Origin of the sequence: Klebsiella sp. Q11 (assembly GCF_964241505.1) — a bacterium.
GTDB classification, from domain to species: domain Bacteria; phylum Pseudomonadota; class Gammaproteobacteria; order Enterobacterales; family Enterobacteriaceae; genus Klebsiella; species Klebsiella michiganensis.
Genome location: NZ_CAXSXW010000003.1, coordinates 210,971 through 236,357 on the forward strand (window position 1 = coordinate 210,971; position 25,387 = coordinate 236,357).

General features: G+C 54.9%; 27 protein-coding genes and 1 tRNA gene. 15 read left to right on the plus strand and 13 right to left on the minus strand.

All coding sequences use genetic code 11. The features are described 5' to 3' along the window. Nucleotides 1-121 precede the first annotated feature (121 nt). Nucleotides 122-209 (minus strand) — tRNA-Ser (locus tag ACESQ2_RS05710). Between the two features lie 268 nt (nt 210-477). On the opposite strand from ACESQ2_RS05710, the gene ghrA reads away from it, so the two are divergent. The 7 genes from ghrA (at nt 478) to ACESQ2_RS05745 (ending at nt 5,287) form a co-directional block, all read left to right on the plus strand. Then, nucleotides 478-1,416: a glyoxylate/hydroxypyruvate reductase GhrA gene (gene ghrA, locus ACESQ2_RS05715; protein WP_014838073.1), complete on the plus strand. Its 939-nt coding sequence runs from the start codon at nt 478-480 to the stop codon at nt 1,414-1,416. A gap of 85 nt (nt 1,417-1,501) precedes the next feature. Then, nucleotides 1,502-2,239 (plus strand): phosphatase, encoded by a 738-nt coding sequence (locus ACESQ2_RS05720; RefSeq protein WP_025106900.1) that lies wholly within the window; start codon nt 1,502-1,504, stop codon nt 2,237-2,239. 22 nt (nt 2,240-2,261) lie between these two features. Next, complete coding sequence (locus ACESQ2_RS05725; RefSeq protein ID WP_224260571.1) at nt 2,262-2,816, plus strand: molecular chaperone; 555 nt, start codon at nt 2,262-2,264, stop codon at nt 2,814-2,816. 103 nt (nt 2,817-2,919) lie between these two features. Then, nucleotides 2,920-3,411: a DUF1097 domain-containing protein gene (locus tag ACESQ2_RS05730; RefSeq protein WP_224260572.1), complete on the plus strand. Its 492-nt coding sequence runs from the start codon at nt 2,920-2,922 to the stop codon at nt 3,409-3,411. 289 nt (nt 3,412-3,700) lie between these two features. Beyond that, entirely contained in the window at nt 3,701-4,006 is a 306-nt protein-coding gene (locus ACESQ2_RS05735) for a type 1 fimbrial protein (protein ID WP_014228821.1), read from the plus strand. Between the two features lie 89 nt (nt 4,007-4,095). Beyond that, nucleotides 4,096-4,650 carry an O-acetyl-ADP-ribose deacetylase gene (ymdB, locus tag ACESQ2_RS05740; protein ID WP_224260573.1) on the plus strand — a complete coding sequence of 185 codons (555 nt, stop codon included), beginning with the start codon at nt 4,096-4,098 and terminating at the stop codon, nt 4,648-4,650. A 46-nt stretch (nt 4,651-4,696) separates the two neighbouring features. Then, the gene (locus ACESQ2_RS05745) at nt 4,697-5,287 is read left to right on the plus strand and encodes a TetR/AcrR family transcriptional regulator (RefSeq protein ID WP_224260574.1); all 591 of its coding nucleotides are present in this window, start codon (nt 4,697-4,699) and stop codon (nt 5,285-5,287) included. Nucleotides 5,288-5,323: 36 nt separating this feature from the next. On the opposite strand, the gene mdoC is transcribed toward ACESQ2_RS05745, so the two are convergent. Continuing rightward, nucleotides 5,324-6,484, minus strand: a complete 1,161-nt coding sequence (mdoC, locus tag ACESQ2_RS05750) for a glucans biosynthesis protein MdoC (protein WP_004849851.1) — start codon at nt 6,482-6,484, stop codon at nt 5,324-5,326. 251 nt (nt 6,485-6,735) lie between these two features. On the opposite strand from mdoC, the gene mdoG reads away from it, so the two are divergent. From mdoG to ACESQ2_RS05765, 3 genes are all read left to right on the plus strand, one after another. Further along, a complete protein-coding gene (gene mdoG / locus ACESQ2_RS05755) occupies nt 6,736-8,289 on the plus strand; it encodes a glucans biosynthesis protein MdoG (RefSeq protein ID WP_004101027.1) in 1,554 nt (517 codons plus the stop codon). Next, nucleotides 8,282-10,810, plus strand: a complete 2,529-nt coding sequence (mdoH, locus tag ACESQ2_RS05760) for a glucans biosynthesis glucosyltransferase MdoH (protein WP_004849856.1) — start codon at nt 8,282-8,284, stop codon at nt 10,808-10,810. Before mdoG ends, mdoH begins: the two co-directional genes overlap by 8 nt. Before the next feature lie 66 nt (nt 10,811-10,876). Then, nucleotides 10,877-11,104: a YceK/YidQ family lipoprotein gene (locus ACESQ2_RS05765; protein ID WP_004849859.1), complete on the plus strand. Its 228-nt coding sequence runs from the start codon at nt 10,877-10,879 to the stop codon at nt 11,102-11,104. Here the strand turns inward: ACESQ2_RS05765 and ACESQ2_RS05770 are convergent, their stop codons facing one another. The 3 genes from ACESQ2_RS05770 to ACESQ2_RS05780 all read right to left on the minus strand — a co-directional run bounded on the left by ACESQ2_RS05770 (nt 11,105) and on the right by ACESQ2_RS05780 (nt 13,940). Next, a complete protein-coding gene (locus tag ACESQ2_RS05770; RefSeq protein WP_004137236.1) occupies nt 11,105-11,491 on the minus strand; it encodes a MysB family protein in 387 nt (128 codons plus the stop codon). A 91-nt stretch (nt 11,492-11,582) separates the two neighbouring features. Then, nucleotides 11,583-12,833: a multidrug efflux MFS transporter MdtG gene (gene mdtG, locus ACESQ2_RS05775; RefSeq protein ID WP_014228827.1), complete on the minus strand. Its 1,251-nt coding sequence runs from the start codon at nt 12,831-12,833 to the stop codon at nt 11,583-11,585. A gap of 186 nt (nt 12,834-13,019) precedes the next feature. Then, nucleotides 13,020-13,940 carry a Kdo(2)-lipid IV(A) acyltransferase gene (locus ACESQ2_RS05780; RefSeq protein WP_373170227.1) on the minus strand — a complete coding sequence of 307 codons (921 nt, stop codon included), beginning with the start codon at nt 13,938-13,940 and terminating at the stop codon, nt 13,020-13,022. A 209-nt stretch (nt 13,941-14,149) separates the two neighbouring features. On the opposite strand from ACESQ2_RS05780, the gene ACESQ2_RS05785 reads away from it, so the two are divergent. Then, on the plus strand, nt 14,150-15,214 hold the full coding sequence (locus ACESQ2_RS05785) for a rhodanese-related sulfurtransferase (protein ID WP_032692823.1): 1,065 nt from the start codon (nt 14,150-14,152) through the stop codon (nt 15,212-15,214). On the opposite strand, the gene ACESQ2_RS05790 is transcribed toward ACESQ2_RS05785, so the two are convergent. From ACESQ2_RS05790 to mdtH, 8 genes are all read right to left on the minus strand, one after another. Beyond that, nucleotides 15,200-15,313, minus strand: coding sequence for a YceO family protein (locus ACESQ2_RS05790; RefSeq protein ID WP_004101037.1), 114 nt, complete (start codon nt 15,311-15,313; stop codon nt 15,200-15,202). The two genes, ACESQ2_RS05785 and ACESQ2_RS05790, sit on opposite strands and share 15 nt — an antisense overlap. 73 nt (nt 15,314-15,386) lie before the next feature. Beyond that, nucleotides 15,387-16,505 carry an N-methyl-L-tryptophan oxidase gene (solA, locus tag ACESQ2_RS05795; RefSeq protein WP_014228828.1) on the minus strand — a complete coding sequence of 373 codons (1,119 nt, stop codon included), beginning with the start codon at nt 16,503-16,505 and terminating at the stop codon, nt 15,387-15,389. 124 nt (nt 16,506-16,629) lie between these two features. Next, a complete protein-coding gene (bssS, locus tag ACESQ2_RS05800; RefSeq protein ID WP_004101039.1) occupies nt 16,630-16,884 on the minus strand; it encodes a biofilm formation regulator BssS in 255 nt (84 codons plus the stop codon). Between the two features lie 286 nt (nt 16,885-17,170). Beyond that, nucleotides 17,171-17,416, minus strand: a complete 246-nt coding sequence (gene dinI, locus ACESQ2_RS05805; RefSeq protein ID WP_004101040.1) for a DNA damage-inducible protein I — start codon at nt 17,414-17,416, stop codon at nt 17,171-17,173. Nucleotides 17,417-17,488: 72 nt separating this feature from the next. Continuing rightward, nucleotides 17,489-18,535 carry a dihydroorotase gene (pyrC, locus tag ACESQ2_RS05810; RefSeq protein ID WP_025106905.1) on the minus strand — a complete coding sequence of 349 codons (1,047 nt, stop codon included), beginning with the start codon at nt 18,533-18,535 and terminating at the stop codon, nt 17,489-17,491. Nucleotides 18,536-18,657: 122 nt separating this feature from the next. Further along, nucleotides 18,658-19,218, minus strand: a complete 561-nt coding sequence (locus tag ACESQ2_RS05815; protein ID WP_286114290.1) for a lipoprotein — start codon at nt 19,216-19,218, stop codon at nt 18,658-18,660. A gap of 135 nt (nt 19,219-19,353) precedes the next feature. Then, nucleotides 19,354-20,001: a glutaredoxin 2 gene (gene grxB, locus ACESQ2_RS05820; RefSeq protein ID WP_004849875.1), complete on the minus strand. Its 648-nt coding sequence runs from the start codon at nt 19,999-20,001 to the stop codon at nt 19,354-19,356. 65 nt (nt 20,002-20,066) lie between these two features. Next, nucleotides 20,067-21,275: a multidrug efflux MFS transporter MdtH gene (mdtH, locus tag ACESQ2_RS05825; protein ID WP_286114289.1), complete on the minus strand. Its 1,209-nt coding sequence runs from the start codon at nt 21,273-21,275 to the stop codon at nt 20,067-20,069. Nucleotides 21,276-21,504: 229 nt separating this feature from the next. Here mdtH and rimJ point away from each other — a divergent pair, with 229 nt between their 5' ends. The 4 genes from rimJ to murJ all read left to right on the plus strand — a co-directional run bounded on the left by rimJ (nt 21,505) and on the right by murJ (nt 25,320). Beyond that, nucleotides 21,505-22,089 (plus strand): ribosomal protein S5-alanine N-acetyltransferase, encoded by a 585-nt coding sequence (rimJ, locus tag ACESQ2_RS05830; RefSeq protein WP_004131378.1) that lies wholly within the window; start codon nt 21,505-21,507, stop codon nt 22,087-22,089. A gap of 9 nt (nt 22,090-22,098) precedes the next feature. Then, nucleotides 22,099-22,746 (plus strand): YceH family protein, encoded by a 648-nt coding sequence (locus ACESQ2_RS05835; RefSeq protein WP_049071789.1) that lies wholly within the window; start codon nt 22,099-22,101, stop codon nt 22,744-22,746. A gap of 2 nt (nt 22,747-22,748) precedes the next feature. After that, nucleotides 22,749-23,672 carry a Gfo/Idh/MocA family protein gene (locus tag ACESQ2_RS05840; RefSeq protein WP_368762769.1) on the plus strand — a complete coding sequence of 308 codons (924 nt, stop codon included), beginning with the start codon at nt 22,749-22,751 and terminating at the stop codon, nt 23,670-23,672. A gap of 112 nt (nt 23,673-23,784) precedes the next feature. Next, nucleotides 23,785-25,320 (plus strand): murein biosynthesis integral membrane protein MurJ, encoded by a 1,536-nt coding sequence (murJ, locus tag ACESQ2_RS05845; RefSeq protein WP_042944885.1) that lies wholly within the window; start codon nt 23,785-23,787, stop codon nt 25,318-25,320. Nucleotides 25,321-25,387 lie beyond the last annotated feature (67 nt).

Below are 25,387 nucleotides of genomic sequence, written 5' to 3' on the forward strand. Positions count from 1 at the left end.
GGAGAAGAGCATGGAGTAGCAGAATTTCCCGGAGGCGATGCTGCGCATCTGTCCGGGCTACCGGACGGGGTGCTATATACGAAAAAAAGCCCGTACTTGCGTACGAGCTCTTCTTAAAATATGGCGGTGAGGGGGGGATTCGAACCCCCGATACGTTGCCGTATACACACTTTCCAGGCGTGCTCCTTCAGCCACTCGGACACCTCACCATATTGTCTTTCCCGTTGTTGGCGGGAACGGGCGCTAATTTAGGGAAATACGTATCTCCCGTCAATCAACTTTTTTAAAAAATCGCGCGTTTAGCCAAACTTCAAGCAACTTGCTCCCTAAATGGGCGAAAATCGATTTTTTTATCGCCATTCCCTTTTTCGCACGCTCGGCGAATGAAATTTGCTATGCTGGCAATCTAATAGAAAACAACGAGTAAAACGCGACGCTAACCTAACCTGCCAGCAGCGTCGGCTATCAGGAGCCTTTATGGATATCATCTTTTACCACCCCACGTTCGACACCCCTTTCTGGATTACGGAACTGGAAAAACAGCTGCCCGGCTCGCGCGTCCGCGAGTGGAAACCCGGAGATAATCAACCCGCTGACTATGCGCTGGTCTGGCATCCGCCGGTAGAAATGCTCCAGGGCCGCCAGCTTAAAGCCGTCTTTGCCCTTGGCGCCGGCGTCGATTCAATCCTCAGCAAACTGCGGGAACACCCGGAAATGCTGCCGCTGTCAACTCCGCTGTTCCGTCTGGAAGACACCGGCATGGGGCTGCAGATGCAAGAATACGCGGTGAGCCAGGTGTTGCACTGGTTCCGTCGTTTTGATGACTATCAGGCATTAAAACAAGAGGCGCGGTGGCAGCCGCTGGAGGAGTATCAGCGTGAAGATTTCACCATCGGCATTATGGGCGCGGGCGTGCTTGGCGCGAAAGTGGCCGAAGCCCTGCAAAGCTGGGGTTTTCCGTTACGCATCTGGAGCCGCAGCCGCAAATCCTGGCCGCAGGTCACCAGCTTTGCCGGAGAAGAGGAGCTGAATGCGTTCCTCAACGGAACACGAGTGCTGATAAACCTGCTGCCCAACACGGCGGAAACCGTTGGAATTATTAATAGCGCGCGCCTGGCGCAGCTGCCGGATAACAGCTACGTGCTGAATCTGGCTCGCGGTGTTCATGTGGTGGAAGACGATCTGCTGGACGCGCTGAATAGCGGCAAGTTGAAAGGCGCGATGCTGGATGTGTACAGCCGCGAACCGCTGCCTGAAGCGAGCCCGCTTTGGCGGCATCCGCGAGTGGCGATGACGCCGCATGTTGCCGCCGTCACCCGGCCTCTGGAAGCCATGGCTTATATCGCCAAAACCATCGGTCAGTTAGAACGAGGTGAAACGGTCAGCGGGCAGGTCGATCGCCAGCTGGGATACTAAGCGACAGCCCCGCATGAGCGGGGTTTTTGCTGATCACAGGCGCAGATTCCTGCTATTCTTGCCACAAACAGAGAAGGAGATTGTGATGTATCCTGTTGACCTGCACATGCATACCGTCGCCAGCACCCACGCCTACAGTACCCTGCACGATTATATTGCAGAAGCAAAGCGCAAGGGGATCAAACTTTTTGCCATTACCGACCACGGGCCCGATATGGCCGATGCGCCTCACTACTGGCATTTTATTAATATGCGTATCTGGCCGCGGCTGGTGGAGGGCGTTGGTATCCTGCGCGGTATCGAAGCCAATATCAAAAATACCCAGGGCGAAATTGACTGTACCGGCCCGATGCTCAACTCGCTGGACCTGATCATTGCCGGTTTTCACGAGCCGGTGTTCCCTCCAAAGGATAAAGCAACGCATACCGAAGCGATGATCGCCACGATAGCGAGCGGCGCGGTGCATATCATTAGCCATCCGGGTAATCCTAAGTTTCCCGTTGATATCCCGGCCATTGCCGCGGCAGCGGCGAAGCACCACGTGGCGCTGGAAATCAATAACTCATCCTTTGTTTCGTCGCGCATTGGCAGCGAAGATAACTGCCGTGCCGTTGCCGCGGCCGTACGCGATGCCGGCGGCTGGGTTGCGCTGGGTTCGGATTCCCATACGGCATTCACGCTTGGTGAATTTAGCGAATGTCGCAAAATCCTCGATGCTGTTGATTTTCCGGAAGAGCGAATTCTTAACGTGACGCCGCGGCGTCTGCTTAATTTTCTTGAATCGCGTGGGATGCCTGCGATTCCTGAGTTTGCTGAACTTTAATTTGAATAACTGGAATAAATGAATGAACGAGTTTTCAATCCTCTGCCGCGTGCTGGGCTCTCTCTATTATCGTCAGCCGCAGGACCCGCTGCTGGTGCCGCTGTTTACCCTTATTCGCGAAGGGAAGCTGGCAGCGAGCTGGCCGCTGGAGCAGGATGAACTGCTGGAGCGTCTGCAAAAAAGCTGCGATATGCCGTCTCTGGCCGCCGAATACAACGCGCTGTTTGTCGGTGAAGAGTGCCGCGTGGCGCCTTACCGTAGCGCATGGGTAGAAGGCGCTACGGAAGCTGACGTTCGCGCTTTCCTCAGCGCGCATGGTGTCCCCACGGGGGAGGGCGCAGCGGATCATTTAGGCTCCTTGCTGCTGGCCGCTTCGTGGCTGGAAGATCACGCGCCGGAAGATGAAAGCGACGTTCTGGAAACCCTGTTCGCTGAGTATATTCTGCCGTGGTGCGGCGAGTTCCTGGGCAAAGTTGAAGCCCATGCAACCACGCCGTTCTGGCGCGCCATGGCCCCGCTGACTCGTGAAGCCCTCTCCGCTATGTGGGATGAGCTGCAGGAAGAAAATAAGCAATAAATTGTGATTAAGATCGCAATTTATTTGCAACAAAGCATTCTTAATTTCATTTAGTGTGTTCCGTGTCGCATTTGACGGGCGCGTTTCTGCTATGATACGCGCCATGAACATACTCTTCGCAATCGCATTAACGACGGGCATTCTCTCCGGTATCTGGGGATGGGTGGCGGTCGCATTGGGTCTGCTGAGCTGGGCAGGTTTCCTCGGCTGTACGGCTTACTTTGCCTGTCCGCAAGGTGGGTTAAAAGGGCTGCTTATTTCGACCTGTACGGTCATGAGCGGCGTGGTGTGGGCGCTGGTGATTATTCACGGTAGCGCGCTGGCGCCGCAGCTGGAAGTGGTTAGCTATATCATGACCGGCGTCGTGGCGTTTTTGATGTGTATCCAGGCGCGTCAGCTGATTCTCTCTTTTGTGCCGGGTACTTTTATCGGCGCGTGTGCGACGTTTGCCGCCGGCGGCGACTGGCGTTTAGTTGTGCCTTCACTCGCGCTGGGCCTGGTATTTGGCTATGCCATGAAAAATAGCGGCCTGTGGCTGGCGACCCGGGCGGAGAAAAATAAACCTCTGGCTAATCAAAGTCGCGAATCTTTTTAACCTATCCCACTTTTCATCACCAAAGAGCCCGTCGGGCTCTTTGGTTGTTTTTGCTGCCAGGTATTACCTCATCATAAATCTTCCCGCCATTTTGTTTTTCCTTATATATCCGCAACTTTAACTGTACCGGGAGTTAGTGAATCGATTTTGTTAGCACATTTAAACAAATGATATTTTTTGTTTTTAAATTGTTAATATAATTAAATTGAAGTAAAAAAAATTAACTCGTCGCACTCATGGATGGCTGGTGCTCTTCAGTAGCTATACCGATATGCAGAGGAGTTTTATAATGAAAACAATTAGATATGCTTCGCTTGCAGCCCTGTTTATATTACCCTCGTTTATTAGCCCTGCGATCGCCGAACAGACCGTGGCTGGCGTCGTCCATTTTTACGGACGGGTGGTGGAAGCACCCTGCCAGCTCGATGCAATCAATAATCAGGTAATTATGGATTGCCCGCGGGCGGAGACGATTAAAATTTCCGCTCAGCAGCTTGAGAAAGGGAATATCCGCAACGAAAATATCCGTTCTGCGCAATTACGCTATATTAATCCGCAACGGACCCTCGCCATTCTGGATGTTGATTATCGGTAACCCTCTGCCCCCGGGCTTTCGCCCCGGGGGCTATCGTGCCATATTATCCTCCTGTATTCCTTTCAAGACGTATGCCGACAGGAGGAGAAATGGCTGTTCAACCTGAAGTGGTTCTCGGCGATATTACCAGGCTTGAGGTCGATGTTATCGTCAACGCGGCTAATCCGTCGCTGCTTGGCGGCGGCGGGGTGGATGGGGCGATTCACCGCGCGGCAGGGCCGGAACTGCTGGCTGCCTGTAAAGTTGTGCGGCAACAGCAGGGAGAGTGTCCGCCGGGTCATGCGGTGATTACGGCGGCAGGAAATCTGCCCGCCAGCGCGGTGATTCACGCCGTAGGGCCGGTCTGGCACGGCGGTGACAGGCAGGAGGCGGAATTACTGGCTGACGTTTACAAAAATAGCCTGCTGCTGGCCTCGGCAAATAATTACCGATCCATCGCATTTCCTGCTATCAGCACCGGCGTATATGGTTACCCTAAACAGGCCGCCGCGGAGATAGCCGTGCGGACGGTAACTGCCTTTCTCACTCGCTACAATCCGCTGGAGCGCGTTTATTTCGTTTGTTTTGATAGCGAAACCGCCGGCATCTATAGCCAATTACTCGAGGCGAGTCGCGCGCAACTCGGCCATCAGAATAAGATATGATAGTTTCCTGCGAAGGCGGGAAACTATCATAACGGGAGAGTCATCGGTGACTGAAGGGAAGGTTCTACAAAAACAACGGCTTCGCCGGATGGAAATTGTTGCCGCGGCACAAAAATGTTTCGCGGAAAAGGGCCTGCATGGCGCCTCCGTAGCGGATATTGCGCGTCAGGCTGGCCTTAGCGTAGGCCAGCTATATCGCGTTTTCGCCAGCAAAGAAGAGATCATCGAAGTTATCGTCAGCGAGATCGTGAATGCCAGAGTGGGCGAAATGGTTGCCGGGAATCATGATTTAGCCCGCATGGCTTCAGTTTTAGCCGGCGTGCTCCCCGCGACCGAGTCTACGAAAAACGATAATTATCTGCTGATGGAAATTAACGCCGAGGCGTCCCGAAACCCGCGCCTGCGTGAAATTATGATCCAGGCCGATCGTCGCCTGAAAGAGGAGGGCGGACGGCTTACCCGCCACTACCATCCTGAGATGACCGCGGAGCAAATTAGCGTCGCCTGCGAATTTATCGCGATATTAACGGAAGGGGCGGCATACCGTTGCGACCTGGCGACGGCTCCGATGGTAGATAAAGCGGCGATGGAGAGCCTGTACCGCGATGTCTTTCAGCTGTTGTTTGCGCAAAAATAGCGCTGCTATGTGCGTTCCACACAGCAGCGCCCTGTTTTAACTGGCGGAAATTTGCGGCTTAGCCGTCTTTTGCTGGAATTTTCCGGAAAAAAGAAAGCGCAACAGCGGTATCCGCAGATGAATTTCATACAGCACCAGCGCAATCCCGACAACAAAAACCAGCCCGGTGATAAATCCAAGGGTATTTGATTGAATGACCGGGGTTATCCATGCCCCGTAGAGCAGGGTCAGAGGGTGGTGCACCAGGTAGATAAATAGCGATGCGTTGACGAAGTAGGTCACCCGCGCGGACTGGAAATTCAACAAACGGTGGCCAAGCGAAAAGACCACGTTGACCATCCATAGCCCCAGCACCATCGTAATCACGTACTCCGTTTCGTACATCCAGCCATCGCCCGAGCCGTACTGCTGATTCAGTCGGTAGGCGATAAATCCCAGTAAAGCCGCCACAAAGCACCACGGCGAGGGAGTCGTGAACATCGTCTTCAGCCGCGCGTTAATAAACGTCTGGGCGCCCAGGATAAAGAAAGGCAGATAGAACAGCGTCTGCATCACGATAAAGTTGAACAGACCGTTGCTGAGAATGGGCGGATAGAGAATAAAAATAGTGCGGCGGATGACCGCGTACAGCACGCCCAGAGCGAGAAAAATCATCGACAGCTGGCCTAATGTGACAGTGTCACCAAAGGTGGGCGCAGCGGCAGAACGCGGTCGCGTCAGCCATTTGAACATCACCACGCCCAGCGACGTCAGGACCACCAGCACCAACAAAAACCACAGATGAGAGATCAGCTCCCAGGCGAGGGTGTTGAACTTGTCATAGCCTGACAGCGTATGCCAGTTATCCGCTTTACCGTTGACGTACTGCAGCATAATAAACTGCGGCAGGGTCAGGAGCGGGATCGCCGTTAACATGGGAATGCCGACGCGCTCAACGCGTACTTTCCACCATTTTTTCAGCGGATAGCGCAGAAAAAGCATGTAGGAAAAATAGCCGGAAATCACAAAGAAGACCTGCATGCGAAAGGCATGGATGAAGTCGTTAAATAACGTCAGCCACCACGAGGGCTCGGCGCTGTTAACATGCCAGCTGTGGCTGGAGTAAATGAGCGAAATGTGAAAAGGGATGCCCAATAGCATCAGCCAGGCGCGGATGCTATCGAAAAAATATTCACGCTGTACCGGAGTATTATTCATACAATATCACTACATTCTCAGACAATTCGTCTTATCACTCAACGTGATAACGTTTAAATTCTCTGCAACCCTACATGAACTCTGGTTAACTGTCTCCAGGATAAGCACGCAAAGTGCAAACGGGGCAGTAACTGTGTATTCCCTGTGCCGCGATGCCGAACAATGCAGGGATTATGTTGTCGGAATGCCTGAGTTTCCATTAAAATAGATCGGATCGATTTAAGCACACAAAGGGGGAAGTGCTTACTTATATGAAACATAAACCACAGATGATGAAAATGCGTTGGTTAAGCGCAGCCGTAATGTTGTCCCTGTGTACTTCATCTGCATGGGCATTCAGCATTGATGACGTCGCAAAAGAGGCACAAACGTTAGCCGGCAAAGGCTTTGAAGCGCCTAAAAGTAACCTGCCCTCTGCCTTCCGCGACATGAAGTATGCGGACTATCAGCAAATTCAGTTTAATCACGACAAAGCCTATTGGAATAATCTGAAAAGCCCGTTCAAGCTCGAGTTTTATCACCAGGGAATGTATTTCGATACGCCGGTCACCATTAATGAAGTGACGGCAACCAGCGTACGTAAAATTAAATATAGCCCGGACTATTTTAATTTTGGCAACGTTCAGCACGATAAAGACACGGTTAAAGACCTAGGTTTTGCGGGCTTTAAGGTTCTGTATCCGATCAACAGCAAAGACAAGAACGATGAGATCGTCAGCATGCTCGGAGCCAGCTATTTCCGCGTGCTCGGTCAGGGCCAGGTATATGGGCTTTCTGCCCGCGGACTGGCTATCGATACCGCGCTGCCGTCCGGAGAAGAGTTCCCGCGCTTCCGTGAGTTCTGGATTGAGCGTCCTAAAGCCACCGATAAACGCCTGACGATTTATGCGCTGCTTGATTCCCCGCGCGCAACCGGCGCCTATCGCTTTGTGATCATGCCCGGTCGCGATACCGTGGTGGACGTGCAGTCTAAGGTCTATCTGCGTGACAAAGTCGGTAAACTGGGCGTGGCGCCGTTAACCAGCATGTTCCTGTTCGGGCCGCATCAGCCGTCTCCGACCACCAACTACCGCCCGGCGCTGCACGACTCCAACGGGCTGTCCATTCTTGCCGGTAACGGTGAGTGGATCTGGCGTCCGCTCAATAACCCGAAACACCTGGCCGTCAGCAGCTACGCAATGGAAAACCCGCAGGGGTTTGGCCTGCTGCAGCGCGGCCGTCAGTTCTCGCGTTTTGAAGACCTCGACGACCGCTACGATCTGCGCCCAAGCGCGTGGATTACGCCGAAAGGTGATTGGGGCAAAGGGAAAATCGAACTGGTCGAGATCCCGACCAACGATGAAACCAACGATAACATCGTCACCTACTGGACGCCGGATCAGCTGCCGGAACCCGGCAAAGAGATGAACTTCAAATACACCATCACTTTCAGCCGTGACGAAGACAAACTGCATGCGCCGGATAACGCTTACGTTATGCAGACCCGCCGTTCTACCGGCGACGTCAAGCAATCGAACCTGATCCGCCAGCCTGATGGCACCATTGCCTTTATTGTCGATTTCACCGGCGCCGAGATGAAAAAGCTGCCCGCAGATACGCCCGTAACTGCCCAGGCCAGCATCGGCGATAACGCTGAAATCGTCGAAAATACCGTGCGCTACAACCCAGTAACGAAAGGCTGGCGTATGATTCTGCGCGTCAAAGTGAAAGATCCTAAGAAAACCACGGATATGCGAGCAGCCCTGGTCAATACCGACCAGACGCTGAGCGAAACCTGGAGCTATCAGCTGCCTGCCAATGAATAAGATAACGAAGTACATCGACGCATTGCCGCTGTCGGATGCAGAAAAACGCGCGTTACCTGACGCAAGTCTGCAGGCCGTACATGAAGCACTGGACGCTGAACATCACGTTTACCACCGCGAAGACGACTCCCCGCTGGGGTCGGTAAAATCGCGGCTGGAGCACAGCTGGCCAGATTCACTGGCCGGTAACCAGCTGGTAAAGGATGACGAAGGGCGCACTCAGCTCAACGCCATGCCGAAAGCAAAACGCTCCTCCATGTTTCCGGACCCCTGGCGGACTAACCCGGTCGGGCGCTTCTGGGATCGGCTGCGCGGACGCGACGTGACGCCGCGCTATCTTTCTCGCCTGAGCCAGGAAGAGCAGGAGAGCGAGCAGAAATGGCGTACCGTCGGCTCTATCCGCCGCTACATTCTTCTGCTGCTGACGCTGGCGCAGACCGTGGTGGCGACGTGGTACATGAAAACCATTTTGCCCTACCAGGGCTGGGCGCTGATTAACCCGGCGGATATGGTGGGGCAGAACCTGTGGATCTCCTTTATGCAGCTGCTGCCCTATGTGCTGCAGTCGGGGATCCTGATCCTGTTCGCCGTGCTTTTTTGCTGGGTCTCAGCGGGGTTCTGGACCGCGCTGATGGGCTTCCTGCAACTGCTTATCGGGCGTGATAAGTACAGTATCTCAGCCTCGACCGTCGGCAATGAGCCGTTGAACCCGGAGCATCGCACGGCGCTGATCATGCCGATCTGCAACGAAGACGTTGACCGCGTATTCGCCGGCCTGCGTGCGACCTGGGAGTCGGTAAAGGCCAGCGGCAACGCTGAGCACTTTGATGTCTATATTCTGAGCGATAGCTACAACCCGGATATCTGCGTGGCAGAGCAAAAGGCGTGGATGGAGCTCATTGCCGAAGTGCAGGGCGAAGGGCAGATCTTCTATCGCCGCCGCCGCCGCCGCGTGAAGCGCAAAAGCGGTAACATTGATGACTTCTGCCGCCGTTGGGGTAGCCAGTATAGCTACATGGTGGTGCTGGATGCCGACTCCGTCATGAGCGGTGAGTGCCTGAGCGGCCTGGTGCGCCTGATGGAAGCGAACCCGAATGCCGGTATCATCCAGTCATCGCCTCGCGCGTCGGGCATGGATACGCTGTATGCTCGCTGTCAGCAATTTGCCACCCGCGTCTACGGCCCGCTTTTTACCGCAGGGCTGCACTTCTGGCAGCTGGGTGAGTCGCACTACTGGGGACACAACGCCATTATCCGGGTGAAACCGTTTATTGAGCACTGTGCCCTCGCGCCGCTGCCGGGTGAGGGTAACTTCGCGGGTTCCATTCTGTCGCACGACTTCGTCGAAGCCGCATTGATGCGTCGCGCCGGATGGGGGGTCTGGATTGCTTACGATCTCCCCGGATCTTATGAAGAGCTGCCGCCGAACCTGCTGGACGAGCTGAAGCGCGATCGCCGCTGGTGTCAGGGGAACCTGATGAACTTCCGCCTGTTCCTGGTTAAAGGGATGCACCCGGTTCACCGCGCGGTGTTCCTGACCGGCGTGATGTCATACTTGTCGGCGCCGCTGTGGTTTATGTTCCTTGCGCTCTCAACTGCCCTGCAGGTGGTGCATGCGTTGACCGAACCGCAGTACTTTCTGCAGCCGCGGCAGCTGTTCCCGGTCTGGCCGCAGTGGCGTCCGGAGCTGGCCATTGCCCTGTTTGCTTCCACCATGGTACTGCTGTTTCTGCCGAAGCTGCTGAGTATTATCCTGGTGTGGTGTAAAGGGCCAAAAGAGTACGGCGGATTTATCCGCGTGACCCTTTCTCTGCTGCTGGAGGTGCTCTTTTCGGTGCTGCTGGCGCCGGTGCGTATGCTGTTCCATACCGTATTTGTGGTCAGCGCGTTCCTCGGCTGGGAAGTGGTGTGGAACTCGCCGCAGCGTGATGACGACTCTACCCCGTGGGGCGAAGCGTTTATGCGTCACGGCTCGCAGATGCTGTTGGGTCTGGTCTGGGCGGTGGGCATGGCATGGCTGGATCTGCGCTTCCTGTTCTGGCTGGCGCCGATTGTGGTGTCGCTGATTCTGTCGCCGTTCGTGTCGGCCATTTCCAGCCGCGCCACCATCGGCCTGCGCACTAAACGCTGGAAGCTGTTCCTGATCCCGGAAGAGTACTCCCCGCCGCAGGTGCTTAAAGATACTGACGCTTATCTGACGCTCAACCGTCAGCGTTCGCTGGACGACGGCTTTATGCATGCGGTATTTAACCCGTCGTTTAACGCGCTGGCAACGGCGATGGCCACCGCGCGCCACCGTCACGGGCATATTCTGGATATCGCCCGCGAACGTCACGTTGAGCAGGCGTTGAATGAGACGCCGGATAAACTAAACCGCGATCGTCGTCTGGTATTGCTGAGCGACCCGGTCACGATGTCACGCTTGCACTATCGCGTGTGGGCCGCGCCGGAGAAATACTCTTCGTGGGTCGGCGCCTATCAGCAGCTGACGTTGAATCCGCTGGCGTTAAAAACGAAGTAAGCCGTACGTTAAGGAAAATACCGGCAATGGTGCCGGTATTTTTTTACCTGAAAATCGAGGTTGTTGATGAGAGTTTTACTGGTTATCGCAATGACGCTGTTTCTCAGCGGCTGCGGGAGTATTATCAGCCGCACAGTGCCAGGCCAGGGCCATGGAAACCAGTACTATCCCGGCGTTCAGTGGGATGTTCGTGATTCAGCATGGCGCTATATCACTATTCTCGATCTGCCCTTTTCGCTGGTGTTTGATACGCTACTGCTGCCGCTTGACGCCAGCCATGGCCCCTATAACTAATTAGCGTTCATCCCATTCATCGGCGGCAGCCTGGCCCTCCTCGGTATCGAGAGAGGGTTCAAGCTGAAACTCGCCTTCATCCCATTCATGCAGCGTGTTTTCTTCCAGCCACTCCTGGCGAAGCTCAATCTCATCATAATCGCCGTCAAAGACGCTCTGTGCAGCCTGACCGCTGAGGACAGGCAGACATTCGCCCTGTTCATCCTCGTCGGCGAAAAATTCGGCCTGCCAGGCAATATCACCGTCCTGGAGTACGTACTTCTGGATATTTAGCTGCTCAATGCTGGCGCTCTCTTCGTCGCTATCGGGATTATTAGCCAGAAACTCCTCGCGGGCTGCATCGATTGCTTCTTCAAGCGTGGCATAGAACATCGAATCCTTTGGCATGGCTAACCTCCTAAGATGAATAGAAATGAACACGATTCAATCTATAGAAGGCGGTTGGCAATGCGTCAAGGAGGTGAACGCCACACGGACATTAATTTACCGAATGCGTGCCGGAACCCGGATTGTCCGTTGCCCGGGGGCGGCGGGAGCGACCGAGGGTCAGGGTCGAGTAGACCGCATTGAACAGCACCACACCGGCGGTGACTAAAAAGACTGCCCGGAAGCCGTAGTTGGCGGAAACCGATGCGCCGATGAGCGGGCCCGTGACGTTACCGATATCGCGGAACGACTGGTTATAGCTGAATATTCTGCCCGAGATTTGGCTGGTGGAGTTGTACACCAGCAGCGTTTGCACTGCCGGCAGCAGCGCGCCGTCGGCGGCGCCTAACAGGAAGCGCAGGATACCCAGCTGCAGCGGCGTCTGGACAAACGACATGGGAATCAGGAGCAGGACAGAAATCACCAGCGCAACGATCAGGATCTTTTCCGGACCGATACGGTCGCCGAGTTTACCGAGGCGAGGGGCGCTAAGCAGGGCGGCAATACCGGGGACTGAAGCTATCATGCCGCTGATAAACGCAATATTACTGACGTTGCCGGCGAGATCGCGCACGTAAAGCGTCAAAATCGGCGCGATGGAACCGGTAGCCACCTGGATAATCAGCGATGTCACAAACAGACTCAGCACCAGCTTCGGATTTTTAAGCGATGTGAAAACGTCTTTCGCGCTGAGCATCTCTTTTTTACTGACGGCGACAAAATTTTCGCGGATGAGAAAAAGGGTAAATAAGAAACAAATAAACAGTACGCCTGCCGTCATAAAGAAGACGGTACGCAATCCCCAGTGATCGGCCAGGAAACCGCCGGCCAGCGGCCCCAGCAGCGCGCCGCTGACCGCCCCGGTAGAGAGGGTCCCCAGCGCCCAGCCGCTCTTATGACGGGGAATTTGCGTCGCTATCAGCGCATTGGCGTTAGGAATAAATCCGCCGAGCAGACCTAACAGCGCGCGCAGGATCAGAAACTGCCAGATATTCTGCGCCAGGCCCATCAGCAGCATAACGATTGCCATACCGAGGGCCGAGCGCAGCAGCATAATTTTGCGCCCTTTGCGGTCCGCGAGACCGCCCCAGAAGGGGGAGGCCACGGCGGAAAATAAAAAGGTAATGCTGAAAACCAGCCCTGACCACATATTGAGGGCGCTATGGCCGGTTACGCCGAGTTGTTCGACGTAGAGCGGGAGGAACGGCATCACCAGGCTAAAGGCGGCGCCGGTTAAAAAGCAGCCGAGCCAGGTGACGGTGAGATTACGTTTCCAGTTAATGGGGGTATCAGCAGAGGGCATAGGATTCCACTGGCCTGCCGCGCAGGTCAAATAATTGAAAATATGAGCCTGCTAATTATGCGCCTGAGAAATGGTTGCCGCAATGGAGGAGAGCTTTTAAAGCTAAAGGAGGGTGCTGAACGGTGGGGCTTACTCCGCATCCGGATTCAGATGCGGAGTCATTGCGCAAGCGCGCGCCGGGAGGCGCTAGTAACGAGAAGGAACGCCTTCAGGACGCGTTTTAAAGCGGCGATGCATCCACATATACTGTTCCGGCGCCATCAATATGCACTTCTCTACCACTTTGTTCATCCAGACGGCGGTAGTCTCCGCATCTTCCAGCGGCGGATCGCACTCCGGCGGCAGGATAATCAGCTCATAGCCTTTACCGTCCGGTTTACGGCGCGGCACGAACGGCACAACGCAGGCTTTAGACATCTTTGCCAGCATCCAGGTGCCCGAGGTGGTCGCGGCCTGGTCAACGGCGAAAAACGGCACAAATACGCTGGCGGCCGGGCCATAGTCGTGATCCGGCGCATACCAGATCACTTCACCCTTTTTCAGCGCGCGGATCATGCCTTTCAGATCCTTACGATCGATCATGTCTTTGTTGGAGCGCAGGCGTCCCCATGTCTGCAGCCAGTCGATAACCGGGTTATCGTTTGGACGATAAACGCCAATGCCCGGCTCGTTGATACCGAACATGCGCGCACCCATCTCCAGCGTGAGGAAATGAATGCCAATCAGCAAAATGCCGCGCTTTTGCGCCTGAACATCACGGATATGCTCGACGCCGATGGAGTCAGTCCAGCGCGCAATACGCTTCGTCGGCCAGAACCAGGCCATGCCGGTTTCCATTAACCCCATGCCGACGGATTCAAAGTTTGCCACGACCATGCGGTGACGCTCTTGCTCGCTCTTATCGGGAAAACAGAGCTCCAGATTCCGGTTGGCTATTTTGGCCCGGCGTCTCATTAGCCGCATGGCGAGGCGGCCAAGACCGGTTCCGAGGCGATAAATCAGCGGATAAGGCAGCTGAACAACCAACCAGAGCAGGCCGATCCCGAGCCAAAGCAACCAGTAACGCGGGTGCAGCAACGCTGCGGAAAATTTAGGTAAATGGGTCATCTCATACCTGTTTAATTAAGCAACGTGTTCTATTATCGCATTTTTTTATGCCTCAGCCAAAATACCGGCCGCAGATGGCATTTAATGTTAACGCAAGCAAATATGGGTGAGAAAAATGTAGCGCAAAATGTGGGGATGTAAATTAAGCGTGTTTGCTATATGATGCCCGCCGTTTATTTTACTCATTGACTATGCCGAGCAGGTACACCATGCCAGTGTTACATAACCGCATTTCAAATGAGACGTTAAAGGCGCAAATGTTGGCTGAGACCGAGCCGCGCACGACGATCTCGTTTTATAAATATTTCACTATTATCGACCCAAAAGCCACGCGCGATGCGCTGTGGATTGCGTTGACTAAGCTGAACGTCTTTGGCCGAATTTATCTGGCTCACGAAGGTATTAACGCGCAAATTAGCGTTCCGCAAAGCCGGGTCGATGCGCTGCGCGAATTCTTATACGCTTTTGATCCCGCCCTGAATGGTCTGCGCCTGAATATCGCCCTCGATGATGACGGTAAATCCTTCTGGGTTCTGCGTCTCAAGGTACGCGATCGGATCGTCGCGGATGGGATTGACGATCCGACGTTTGATGCATCGGACGTGGGCGATTATTTAAAGGCCGCGGAAGTCAACGCGATGCTGGACGACCCGGATGCGGTCTTTATTGATATGCGTAACCATTACGAATATGAGGTCGGCCATTTCGAGAACGCGCTGGAGATCCCGGCGGATACGTTTCGCGACCAGCTGCCGAAGGCCGTTGAGATGATGCAGGAACATAAAGATAAAAATATCGTGATGTACTGCACCGGCGGTATCCGCTGCGAAAAAGCCAGCGCGTGGATGAAGCACAATGGGTTCACTAAAGTCTCGCATATTGAGGGCGGGATTATCGAGTACGCGCGGCGCGCGCGCGAACAGGGGCTGCCGGTTCGCTTTATCGGTAAGAACTTTGTCTTCGATGAACGGATGGGAGAGCGTATCTCAGATGATGTTATCGCCCATTGCCATCAGTGCGGCGCTCCCTGCGACAGCCATACCAACTGCCTGAACGATGGTTGCCACCTGCTGTTTATTCAGTGTCCTGCCTGCGCGGAGAAATTCGCCGGCTGCTGTAGCGAAGCCTGCATGGAAGAGCATAAGCTGCCGGAAGAGGAGCAGCGAAAACTGCGCGCCGGCCGCGAGAATGGCAATAAGATCTTTAATAAATCTCGCGGTCGGTTGAATACGAAGCTGGGGATCCCGGATCCTGAGCCTTCAGAAAAACCATAGCCAGATAAGATCGATAAACGCCAGCAGAAGCCACAGCGCCAGATAAATCATAAAATGTTCGCGGACGTTGTTAACCAGTAATTCGAACAGGCGACGCATCATCTCTCTCATCATTCACGGCCTCAAGCGAGGCCGTTTCTTTAGCGTGGTTGTCAGGTTGTACGGCGGGCGCTTATTTCTTAAACCGCGCCAGTGAAAACGGGGATAGATCAAACCCAAAGGGTTCTTCAAGCGCGAACCGTGTGGCCAGTTCACCGAGTACCGGCGCGAACTTAAAGCCGTGCCCGCTCAGGCCGGTAATCAATAGCGTATCCGGCTGGCCGGGCAGCGTATCAATGATAAAGTCCTCGTCGGCGGTGTTGTCATAGGTACAGGATGCGCCATGCAGGCAGCCGCCGATACCGGGCAACACATTACGCAAGAAGCTAAAAGCTTCAGAGCCGTCCGTTGCAACGGCACCAAACGGCTTACGCTCTTCCGGCGTGGAAATAGGCTGCCCGCCGTTATGCTTGCCGATTTTCAATTCGTTATCTTCTGCCGGGAAACCGTAAAACTGATCGCCATTCGCTAACTCACCGGTAAACGCCGGGAAATTATTTTTGCTGCTGTAGCGGCCATCCGCCTGAAACCAGGCGAAAATTTTACGTACCGGCTGGACAGGGAGTTCTGGCATCAGCCGGGTAACCCAGGTACCGGCGCTAACCAGCAGTTTTTTGCCGCTGTACTCACCATCAATCGTCTCGACGGTTACGCCGTTCGGCGCGTGGTGAATGGCCGATACCGGGCAGTTGAAGAGCTGTGCGGCGCCCGCTTCGCGTGCCAGACGGATCCAGCTTTCAACGGCCAGTTCGCTGCGCAGTATGCCGGATGCGGGTTCAAATATTGCCCGATAATCATCAGGAATACGAATTTCCGGCCAGCGAGTCATCACCGTCTGCGCATCCATTTCTTCGATATTGAGCTGGAACTCGCGCGCGCTGCTGGCAACATTGCGCAGAAAGTCGGAACCGGCAGGCCCGAGGTTAATCACTCCTGTACGTTCAAAGACGGCTTCACCGCTGGCGGCGGCAAACTCATCCCATAGCTGTTGCGCGCGCAGTACCAGGGGGACATATCTTTCGCCTTCGCCGTAGGCGTGACGAATGAGGCGGGTGCTGCCGTGATGGCTGCCTTCCTGATGCGGCGGCTGATGGGCATCAATCATCAGTACGTTGAGCCCTGCCTGCCGCGCATAATAGCCTGCGGCAGCGCCGACCGAGCCGCTACCGATAATGATAAGATCGTATTGCATGGTGAGTTCCAGGTTATTGCTTTATTAGCAGGGTAATTAACAACCTGCTGTTATACAAGCCCGAAAATAATTCAGGCACCCGAGGGTGCCTGTTAAGTGAATATTCTGACATTAGCGCTAAATTTTAATGCCTTCGATACTCATTTTCCTGGTATTCGCCAGATTCAATCTTCGCAATACCTGCTTCCAGAATCGAAATAAACTGACGTGCGACGTCCGTCGTTAGCCATAGCGTCTGGCCAATCTCTGCGTCTCTACTGCTTTCTTGAGCGGGGTTTTGGTAGTGCAGGCGCAACATCAGCGCATCGTAACTATCAACGGTGCTGATGTCCCATCCGACGAGGGGATGGGTCTGGATGACTTCATTATTCTTTTCCATCATAACCCCTTATTCATATGTTAAAAGACAACAGTTCTCGAGGTTTAATGCGTGTTTTTTGAAGCAAGTTAATTATATCAGTAGTCAAGAATAAACTCGAGAAATTAAATGAAATAGAGACACATACGCGCCCATTTGCTGATTTTTTAGGCAAATCAGGGAGGGTTATTTGTTATTTATGAAGGTGCTAAGGAAAAGCAATAGGGGAGAGTCTGACTATGAAAAAAATAAAAAAGCCGGGGCGACCCGGCAAAAAATTGCACAATGAGGGAGCAAATTTAATTGGCTAGTCGCGGACAAACCAGTCGTCAGCGCTTTCCCAGGTTTCTTGCAGGATTTCGCTAATCCGGTCTTTGTCTTCTTTCAGGCCGCCGATAACCGACAGATTGTTATTAGCCGCGTACCGAACCGTTACCTGACTTGAGGTAGAGGGAAACTGCTGTTCGATACGACGCGAGAGTTCATTGTTCAGCGCATCTAAGGCGCCGTTGGGTAAGGCTGTTGATTTGGCGATAGAGACTTCAATACGCATAATTGCCCCCTGGATAATGTACTGTTTATTTATACAGTACGCTCTGAAGATTTACAACAGGGGGCAGGCTATTTATTTTTTCATCGTCCAGCGCACGGTTTCCCCGGCAAGGAACGGCACCAGCGCGTCGCCTGGCAGGGTGATACTCTCGACCACCTGGCTCTCTTCGCGCACCAGCTCCACGTAGCCCTCATTGACCGGCAGGCCATAGAAGCGGGGGCCGTTAAGCGAGCAGAAGGCTTCAAAGTGTTGCAGGGCGTTCATCTCCTCAAATACCGTGGCGTAGCTGCCCAGCGCGGTCGGGGCGTTAAAACAGCCTGCGCATCCGCAGCTGGCTTCCTTACGATGGCGGGCATGGGGAGCGGAATCCGTGCCGAGGAAAGCGCGGTCAAAACCGCTGGCAACCAGTTCGCGCAGCGCCTGCTGGTGAATATTGCGTTTCAGGATCGGCAGGCAATAAAGGTGGGGACGCACGCCGCCAACCAGCATATGGTTGCGGTTGAACATCAGGTGCTGCGGGGTGATGGTGGCCGCCAGCAGCTCGTTACCGTCGCGTACGTATTCAGCGGCATCTTTGGTCGTGATGTGTTCGAAGACCACCTTCAGGCCTGGCAGGCGCTGACGCAGCGGCTCCATGACCGTTTCAATAAAGCGCGCTTCCCGGTCAAAAATATCGATATCAGCATGGGTGACCTCACCGTGAACCAGCAGAGGCATCCCCAGCTTTTCCATGCGTTCCAGCACCGGCATAATGGCATCCGTACTGGTGACGCCGTGGCTGGAGTTGGTGGTGGCGTTGGCCGGATAGAGCTTGGCGGCAGTGAATACGCCTTCGTTAAATCCGCGCTCCAGCTCAGCCGGGTCGAGCGTATCCGTCAGATAGCAGGTCATCAGCGGCGTAAAATCATGGCCCGCAGGGATCGCATCAACGATACGCTGGCGATAGGCGAGGGCGGCTTCGACGGTAGTGACAGGCGGTACCAGGTTTGGCATCACGATTGCCCGGCCATAAAATTCACTGGTATAAGGCACGACGGTTTTTAACATATCGTCATCGCGCAGATGGATATGCCAGTCGTCAGGGCGGCGGATTTTCAATACCTGGGATTGTGCTGTCATGGAAGGCTCCGGCTAATAGGTTCAGTCATCAGGGCTGTTTTTGCCGGGCACTAAGGATAAGCGTAAACGTTTTCCTTTGCATCAACTTCCGTAAAAAATCGGGCGCTTCAGCGCCCGAGCTATCAGTTGGTGAACGGGATAATAATCTCGCCGGGCTTAACTTCAATCCCTTTAGCATACTTTTTCGCCAGCGCTTCACCGGTGCTGGCATCCTCGCGCAGGACGTAGGCAGGCTGCTGATTGAAGTAGCTACGCAGGGACTGATTCAGGTAAGGGATCAGCGTCTGTACGACAGACTGGAGCTTTTCCGGCTGAACTTTAGCATCGACGACTTCCATCTCCTGCAGGAAAATCGCCCCCTTTTCTTTATTGAAAACCGGCAGCGCTTTGAGCTTCAGATCGATGGTCGCTTTCTGGTTCCCGAAAAGTGAATTCAGATCTAAATTGGCCACGCCGCTTAACGTGACTTTGTTTGGTTCTTCACGGCCAATAGCGCTGGTAAGATTTTGCAGTTCAATATGGGCATCCGCTACGCCTGGCAGGCCAATATCCTTAGCGAAGTGGTTACGTTTCTGCAGCGCTTGATTGATTTCCTGCTCGCTCACGGAATATTGCGTGAGCTGATTACAGGCGCTAAGCAGGCCGCTAACGATAAGCGCGGCCGCGATAAACATCTTTTTCATTGGATTCCTTAATGTCATGCCATGGGTTCATCCTGACACAAAGCAGCATGGCCCGCCAGCGCAGGAGGTGCTAGCGGAAAAGACTGAAAAAGAGGCGTTCGGCAGCGAAGGGCTAAACCATCCGCTGCCTTGAGGCTAAATAGCCATTGAGGAAAGCAGGTTGATCTGCGTCTGTTTGGCCATATTGTCACGATAGGCGGCCACCCGACTCGGCCAGTTCACGCCGGCAACCAGCGTCAGATTCCTCAGCAGAGGAAAGAGCTGAATATCATCTTCAGAGAGTTCTCCGTTGACGGCGTTCGGCTGGACAATCAGTTTATCCAGCGCCCGCAGATCGTCGCTGATGTTCTTCACCAGACCGGGGGAATGGGCGAGATGGTCGGCAAAGCTGCCGATAGCTGCCTCTTTCTTTTTCACAAAATAGGCGCGCGCCTCTGGCGTGGCGAATTCATCAAACGCGGATTTGGCAAAGCGGGGGATCAGCAGGCGGTTCGCGTAGCCGTTGACCTTCCGCAGCCAGGTTTCCACCGCCGGATTACGCGGGCCGGTAAGCAGCGGTTTGCCGTCCAGCTTATCGACATAGTGCACGATATCCATGCTTTCCGGCATATAGCGGCTATCGTCTTTTTGCAGGATTGGCGCCATTTTCTGGCCGATCATTCGGGTGGGGGTTAATTCATCATCGTTCAGGAGCACAATCAGTTCGACGGGGATATTTTTCAGGCCGAAAATCATGCGGGCTTTAAGGCAGAACGGGCAGTGATCGTAGATATATAACTTCACGTTTCTCCTCCATTGTTGCTGAACATCCTCAATTCAGTATGGAGGAGAAACGAAGGCCCGGCAAATCAGGTTCGCGGCTCCAGCATTCCGGAGGTCGAACGTTTTGGACTGAACTGCCACCACAGCGCAATAAACGTCGCGAGGCCGATAATGCCCAGCATAAGCCACGGCAGCTCGGGCTGACCGACGGCCTTCCCGGCATCGAACAGCCAGCCGCCGCCTGCGTAGCCGAAAGCGCCGCCGAAGGCCAGGCCTAACCGGCTAAAGCCCATATAGCTGCCGCGCGCTCTGGCATCCGCCAGCGACGCCCCCAGCGTCTCACGCGCGGGTTCAGCGATGATTGACCCCATATAAAATACGCAGATCAGCGTAAACAGCTGCTGCAAATTGCTGCTCAGGCCAATTGGCATCATCGCGAGCGTCATGATCAGCAGGCCGGCCATCAGGCGCTGCTCCAGGCGAAAACGCTTTTCGCTCCAGCGGGCAATCGGATACAGCAGCGTTAGCGAAATGGTCGCTTCAATGGCGTACATCCATTTGACCGCCGCCGGAGAACCCGCAATATCATTAACCATAATCGGCAGCATCAGCATCACCTGCACCGCTAGCATGTAATACCCGGTCAGCGTCAGCACATAGGTGACAAAGCGTTTGTCGCGCAACACGCGCCCCAGTCCTTCACGAACCGGCGTTTTGACCGTCGACAGCTTCCAGGCGGGAAGATACCAGGCGTTGAATGCCGCACAGGCGATAAACAGCGCCGCTCCGGCGCTGCACACCAGGCGAAAATCATATTGCAGCAGCCAGCTGCCCAGCAGCGCGCCGATCACCGCTCCTGCGCTGTCCTGCATCATCAGGATAGAGAAGAAACGTCCGCGCTGGTGCGGGCGTACCAGCTTGACCACCAGCGCCGCCCGCGGGGGATCGAACAGCGTGCCGCCGAGGCCTGAAAGAATACAGGAGAGCCACAGCACCCAGGGTTCATGAGCGACGGCCATCGCCGCGAAGCCGGCCGCGCGCATCAGCATACCGGTAACGATCATCGGCTTGGCGCCAAAACGGTCGGCAATGGCGCCGCCAAATATTCCTAAGCCTTGCTGCACCAGCTGACGCAGGCCGAGCGCAATCCCGACCATCAGCGCAGCCCACCCCATCTGGTCGACAAAGCGAATGGAGATAAGCGGGAACACAACGAAAAAGCCGAGTACGACCAGCATGTTATCGACTAACAGGAAATATTTACCCAGGCTCCTTGCCTGCGATACGCGGGACATTTCCCCTCCAGGGAAAAATAAGAATAAGCTCTGACATTTTGCGGGGTTAATGGCTATTTTCCCAGCGCGCTCGCGACAATATTTTTTTATCAAAATGCAAGAACGATAGAGGCTATTCATCGAAAAGCAGAGATGGTGCAGAAAATGGTATGTTGCTGTTTTCACACCGCCGTGCAGGACAGGTATAGTAAAGTCAGCAAGTATTGCGTCAGGGGAACAGGAGAGGGGAATGTTTGGCTATCGCAGTAACGTACCGAAGGTGCGTTTGACGACGGACCGGCTGGTGGTTCGGCTGGTGCACGATCGTGACGCCTGGCGTCTGGCCGATTATTACGCGGAAAATAAAGGGTTCTTAAAACCCTGGGAACCGGTGCGCGATGACAGCCACTGTTATCCTTCCGGCTGGCAGGCGCGTTTATCGATGATTTCTGAGTTTCATAAGCAGGGCTCGGCGTTCTATTTTGCTCTGCTTGACCCGGAAGAAAAAGAGATCATCGGCGTGGCGAATTTTTCGAACGTGGTGCGCGGATCGTTTCATGCCTGCTATCTCGGCTACTCCATCGGGGAGAAATGGCAAGGGCAGGGGCTGATGTATGAAGCGCTGACGTCGGCCATTCGCTATATGCAGCGCACGCAACATATCCATCGCATAATGGCAAACTATATGCCGCATAATCAGCGCAGCGGCGATTTGCTGGCGCGTCTGGGCTTTGAAAAAGAGGGTTACGCCAAAGATTACCTGCTCATTGATGGGCAGTGGCGCGATCACGTACTGACGGCGTTGACGACACCGGACTGGACCCCGGGTCGCTAAGGAGACATCATGAAATATCAGTTAACCGCGCATGAGGCGCGGGTCATTGGCTGCCTGCTGGAAAAGCAGGTCACCACGCCGGAGCAGTACCCCCTGTCGGTCAACGCGGTGGTCACCGCCTGTAACCAGAAAACAAACCGTGAACCGGTAATGTCGCTCAGCGATAGTGAAGTTCAGGATCTGCTCGATACGCTAGTCAAGCGCCATTATTTGCGTACGGTCAGCGGTTTCGGCAATCGGGTGACCAAGTATGAACAACGCTTCTGCAACTCTGAATTCGGCGATCTGAAATTCACGCCGGCGGAAGTCGCTATCGTGACCACACTGCTGCTGCGCGGGGCGCAGACGCCTGGCGAACTCCGCGGTCGCGCGCAGCGAATGCATGAATTCAGCGATATGGCTGAGGTTGAAAGCGTCCTCGAAAATCTGGCTTCGCGAGAAGATGGCCCCTATGTTGCGCGTCTGCCGCGGGAGCCTGGCAAGCGTGAAAGCCGCTATATGCATCTGTTCTGCGATGATATGGATTCACTGATTACCGTCGTGGAGGCCGTGTCGCCGCCCGGCGACGATCTTCAGATGCGCGTTGAGGCGCTGGAGGCGGAAGTTGCCGAGCTGAAAGCGCGTCTCGATTCACTGCTGGCTCACCTGGGAGATTAAGCATGTCGGCGAAACTACGTATAGGAGTGGTTGGCCTGGGCGGTATCGCGCAAAAGGCGTGGTTACCGGTGCTGGGGGCCGCCGATGACTGGACGCTACAGGCGGCGTGGTCGCCCGGGAAAGAGAAAGCGCTGCGTATCTGTGAAACCTGGCGTATTCCCTATGCGGATTCTCTGGAACAGCTGGCGGCGCAGTGTGATGCCGTATTCGTGCATACTTCAACGGCTTCACATTATGAAGTGGTTTCCCGCCTGCTCAATGCCGGAGTGCATGTCTGCGTTGATAAACCGCTGGCGGATAAACTCAGCGATGCGGAGGCGCTGGTTGAGCTGGCCGCTCGCCGTCATCTCACGCTAATGGTCGGGTTTAACCGTCGTTTTGCCCCCCTCTATCGCGAGCTGAAGGCCCAGCTCGGGAGCGCTGCGTCGCTGCGGATGGATAAGCACCGTAGCGACAGCGTGGGCCACGATCTGCGCTTCACGCTGTTGGATGACTATCTGCACGTCGTCGATACCGCGCTATGGCTGGCGAGCGATAAAGCGCGTTTAAGCGGCGGTGCGCTGCATACCACCGCTCAAGGGGAGATGCTGTATGCCGAACACCATTTCAGTTGCGGAATGATGCAGATAACCACCAGTATGCACCGCCGCGCCGGAAGCCAGCGGGAGTGGGTACAGGCGGTAACCGACGGCGGATTATATGAAGTCCGGGATATGCGGGAGTGGCAGGAGGAGCGGGGGCGCGGCGTGATCCAGCGCCCGATCCCCGGCTGGCAGACCACCCTTGAGCAGCGTGGATTTACCGGCTGCGCGCGGCATTTTATCGAATGCGTGCAAAATCAGACGGTTCCTGAAACGTCTGGCGAGCAGGCGCTGCTGGCTCAGCGCGTTATAGAGAAACTCTGGCGCGAAGCGATGAGCGAATAATCCGTTGTAACAACTGACAGTAGTAATTCATTATGAACCCGGTAGACTATCGCCACTTTCCAGCGCCCGCATTTGCGGGCGTTTTACTCCAGGGTTGTGGAATAACACGTTAATGAATCTTTTAAAATCACTGGCGGCCGTCAGTTCGATGACCATGTTCTCGCGCGTGCTGGGCTTTGCGCGCGATGCGATTGTGGCGCGTATTTTTGGCGCGGGGATGGCCACCGACGCCTTCTTCGTTGCTTTTAAACTCCCGAACCTTTTACGGCGTATTTTTGCTGAAGGCGCTTTCTCACAGGCTTTTGTGCCGATTCTGGCGGAGTATAAAAGCAAGCAGGGTGAAGATGCGACCCGGGTTTTCGTCGCCTATGTTTCGGGGCTGCTGACGCTGGTGCTGGCGCTGGTGACCATAGCGGGTATGCTGGCGGCACCGTGGGTGATTACTATCACCGCGCCGGGATTTGCCAATACGCCCGAAAAGTTCGCCCTGACCACGCAGCTCTTGCGCATCACTTTTCCCTATATTCTGCTGATCTCCCTGGCTTCACTCGTGGGCGCCATCCTGAATACCTGGAACCGCTTTTCGGTGCCTGCTTTTGCCCCGACCTTCCTGAACGTCAGCATGATTGGTTTTGCGCTGTTTGCCGCGCCCTATTTTAATCCGCCGATGCTGGCAATGGCGTGGGCGGTAACGGTTGGCGGTATTTTGCAGCTCGCCTGGCAGCTGCCGCATCTGAAAAAAATCGGCATGCTGGTGCTGCCGCGGGTCAACCTTAAAGATGCTGGCGCGGTGCGGGTGGTAAAACAGATGGGCCCGGCGATTCTCGGCGTCTCAGTCAGCCAAATCTCGCTGATCATTAACACGATTTTTGCCTCATTCCTCGTTTCCGGCTCCGTATCGTGGATGTACTACGCCGATCGTCTGATGGAGTTTCCGTCCGGCGTACTGGGCGTGGCGCTGGGGACCATTTTGCTGCCTTCGCTGTCTAAAAGCTTCGCCAGCGGCAATCACGATGAATACTGCCGTTTGATGGACTGGGGATTACGCCTGTGCTTCCTGCTCGCGCTACCGAGCGCGGTGGCGTTAGGGATCCTGGCCAAGCCGCTGACGGTCGCGTTATTCCAGTACGGGAAATTTACCGCTTTTGATGCCGCGATGACCCAGCGCGCGCTGGTGGCATATTCTGTCGGGCTGATGGGGCTCATCGTCGTGAAGGTGCTGGCTCCCGGATTCTATTCGCGGCAGGACATTAAAACGCCGGTGAAAATTGCCATCGTCACGCTGATCATGACGCAGGTGATGAACCTCGCCTTTATTGGCCCCCTGAAGCACGCTGGTCTGTCGTTGTCGATTGGTCTGGCGGCCTGCCTGAACGCCGCGCTGCTCTACTGGCAGCTGCGGAAACAGAAAATTTTTACGCCTCAGCCGGGCTGGTTCCTGTTCCTGCTACGCCTGGTCATCGCGGTGATTATTATGTCAGCGGCGCTGCTGGGCGTGATGTACCTGATGCCGGAGTGGTCGCAGGGGACGATGCCGTTCCGCCTGCTGCGCTTGATGGTTGTCGTGGTGGCCGGCGTTGTCGCCTATTTCGCGACGCTGCTGCTGCTGGGCTTTCGCGTGAAAGAGTTTGCTCGCCGCACGGTTTGAGTTGTTCTGATGAAAGAAAAGCCGCTCTGCAGGAATTGCACAGCGGCTTTTTTTACCTGACGGTTCG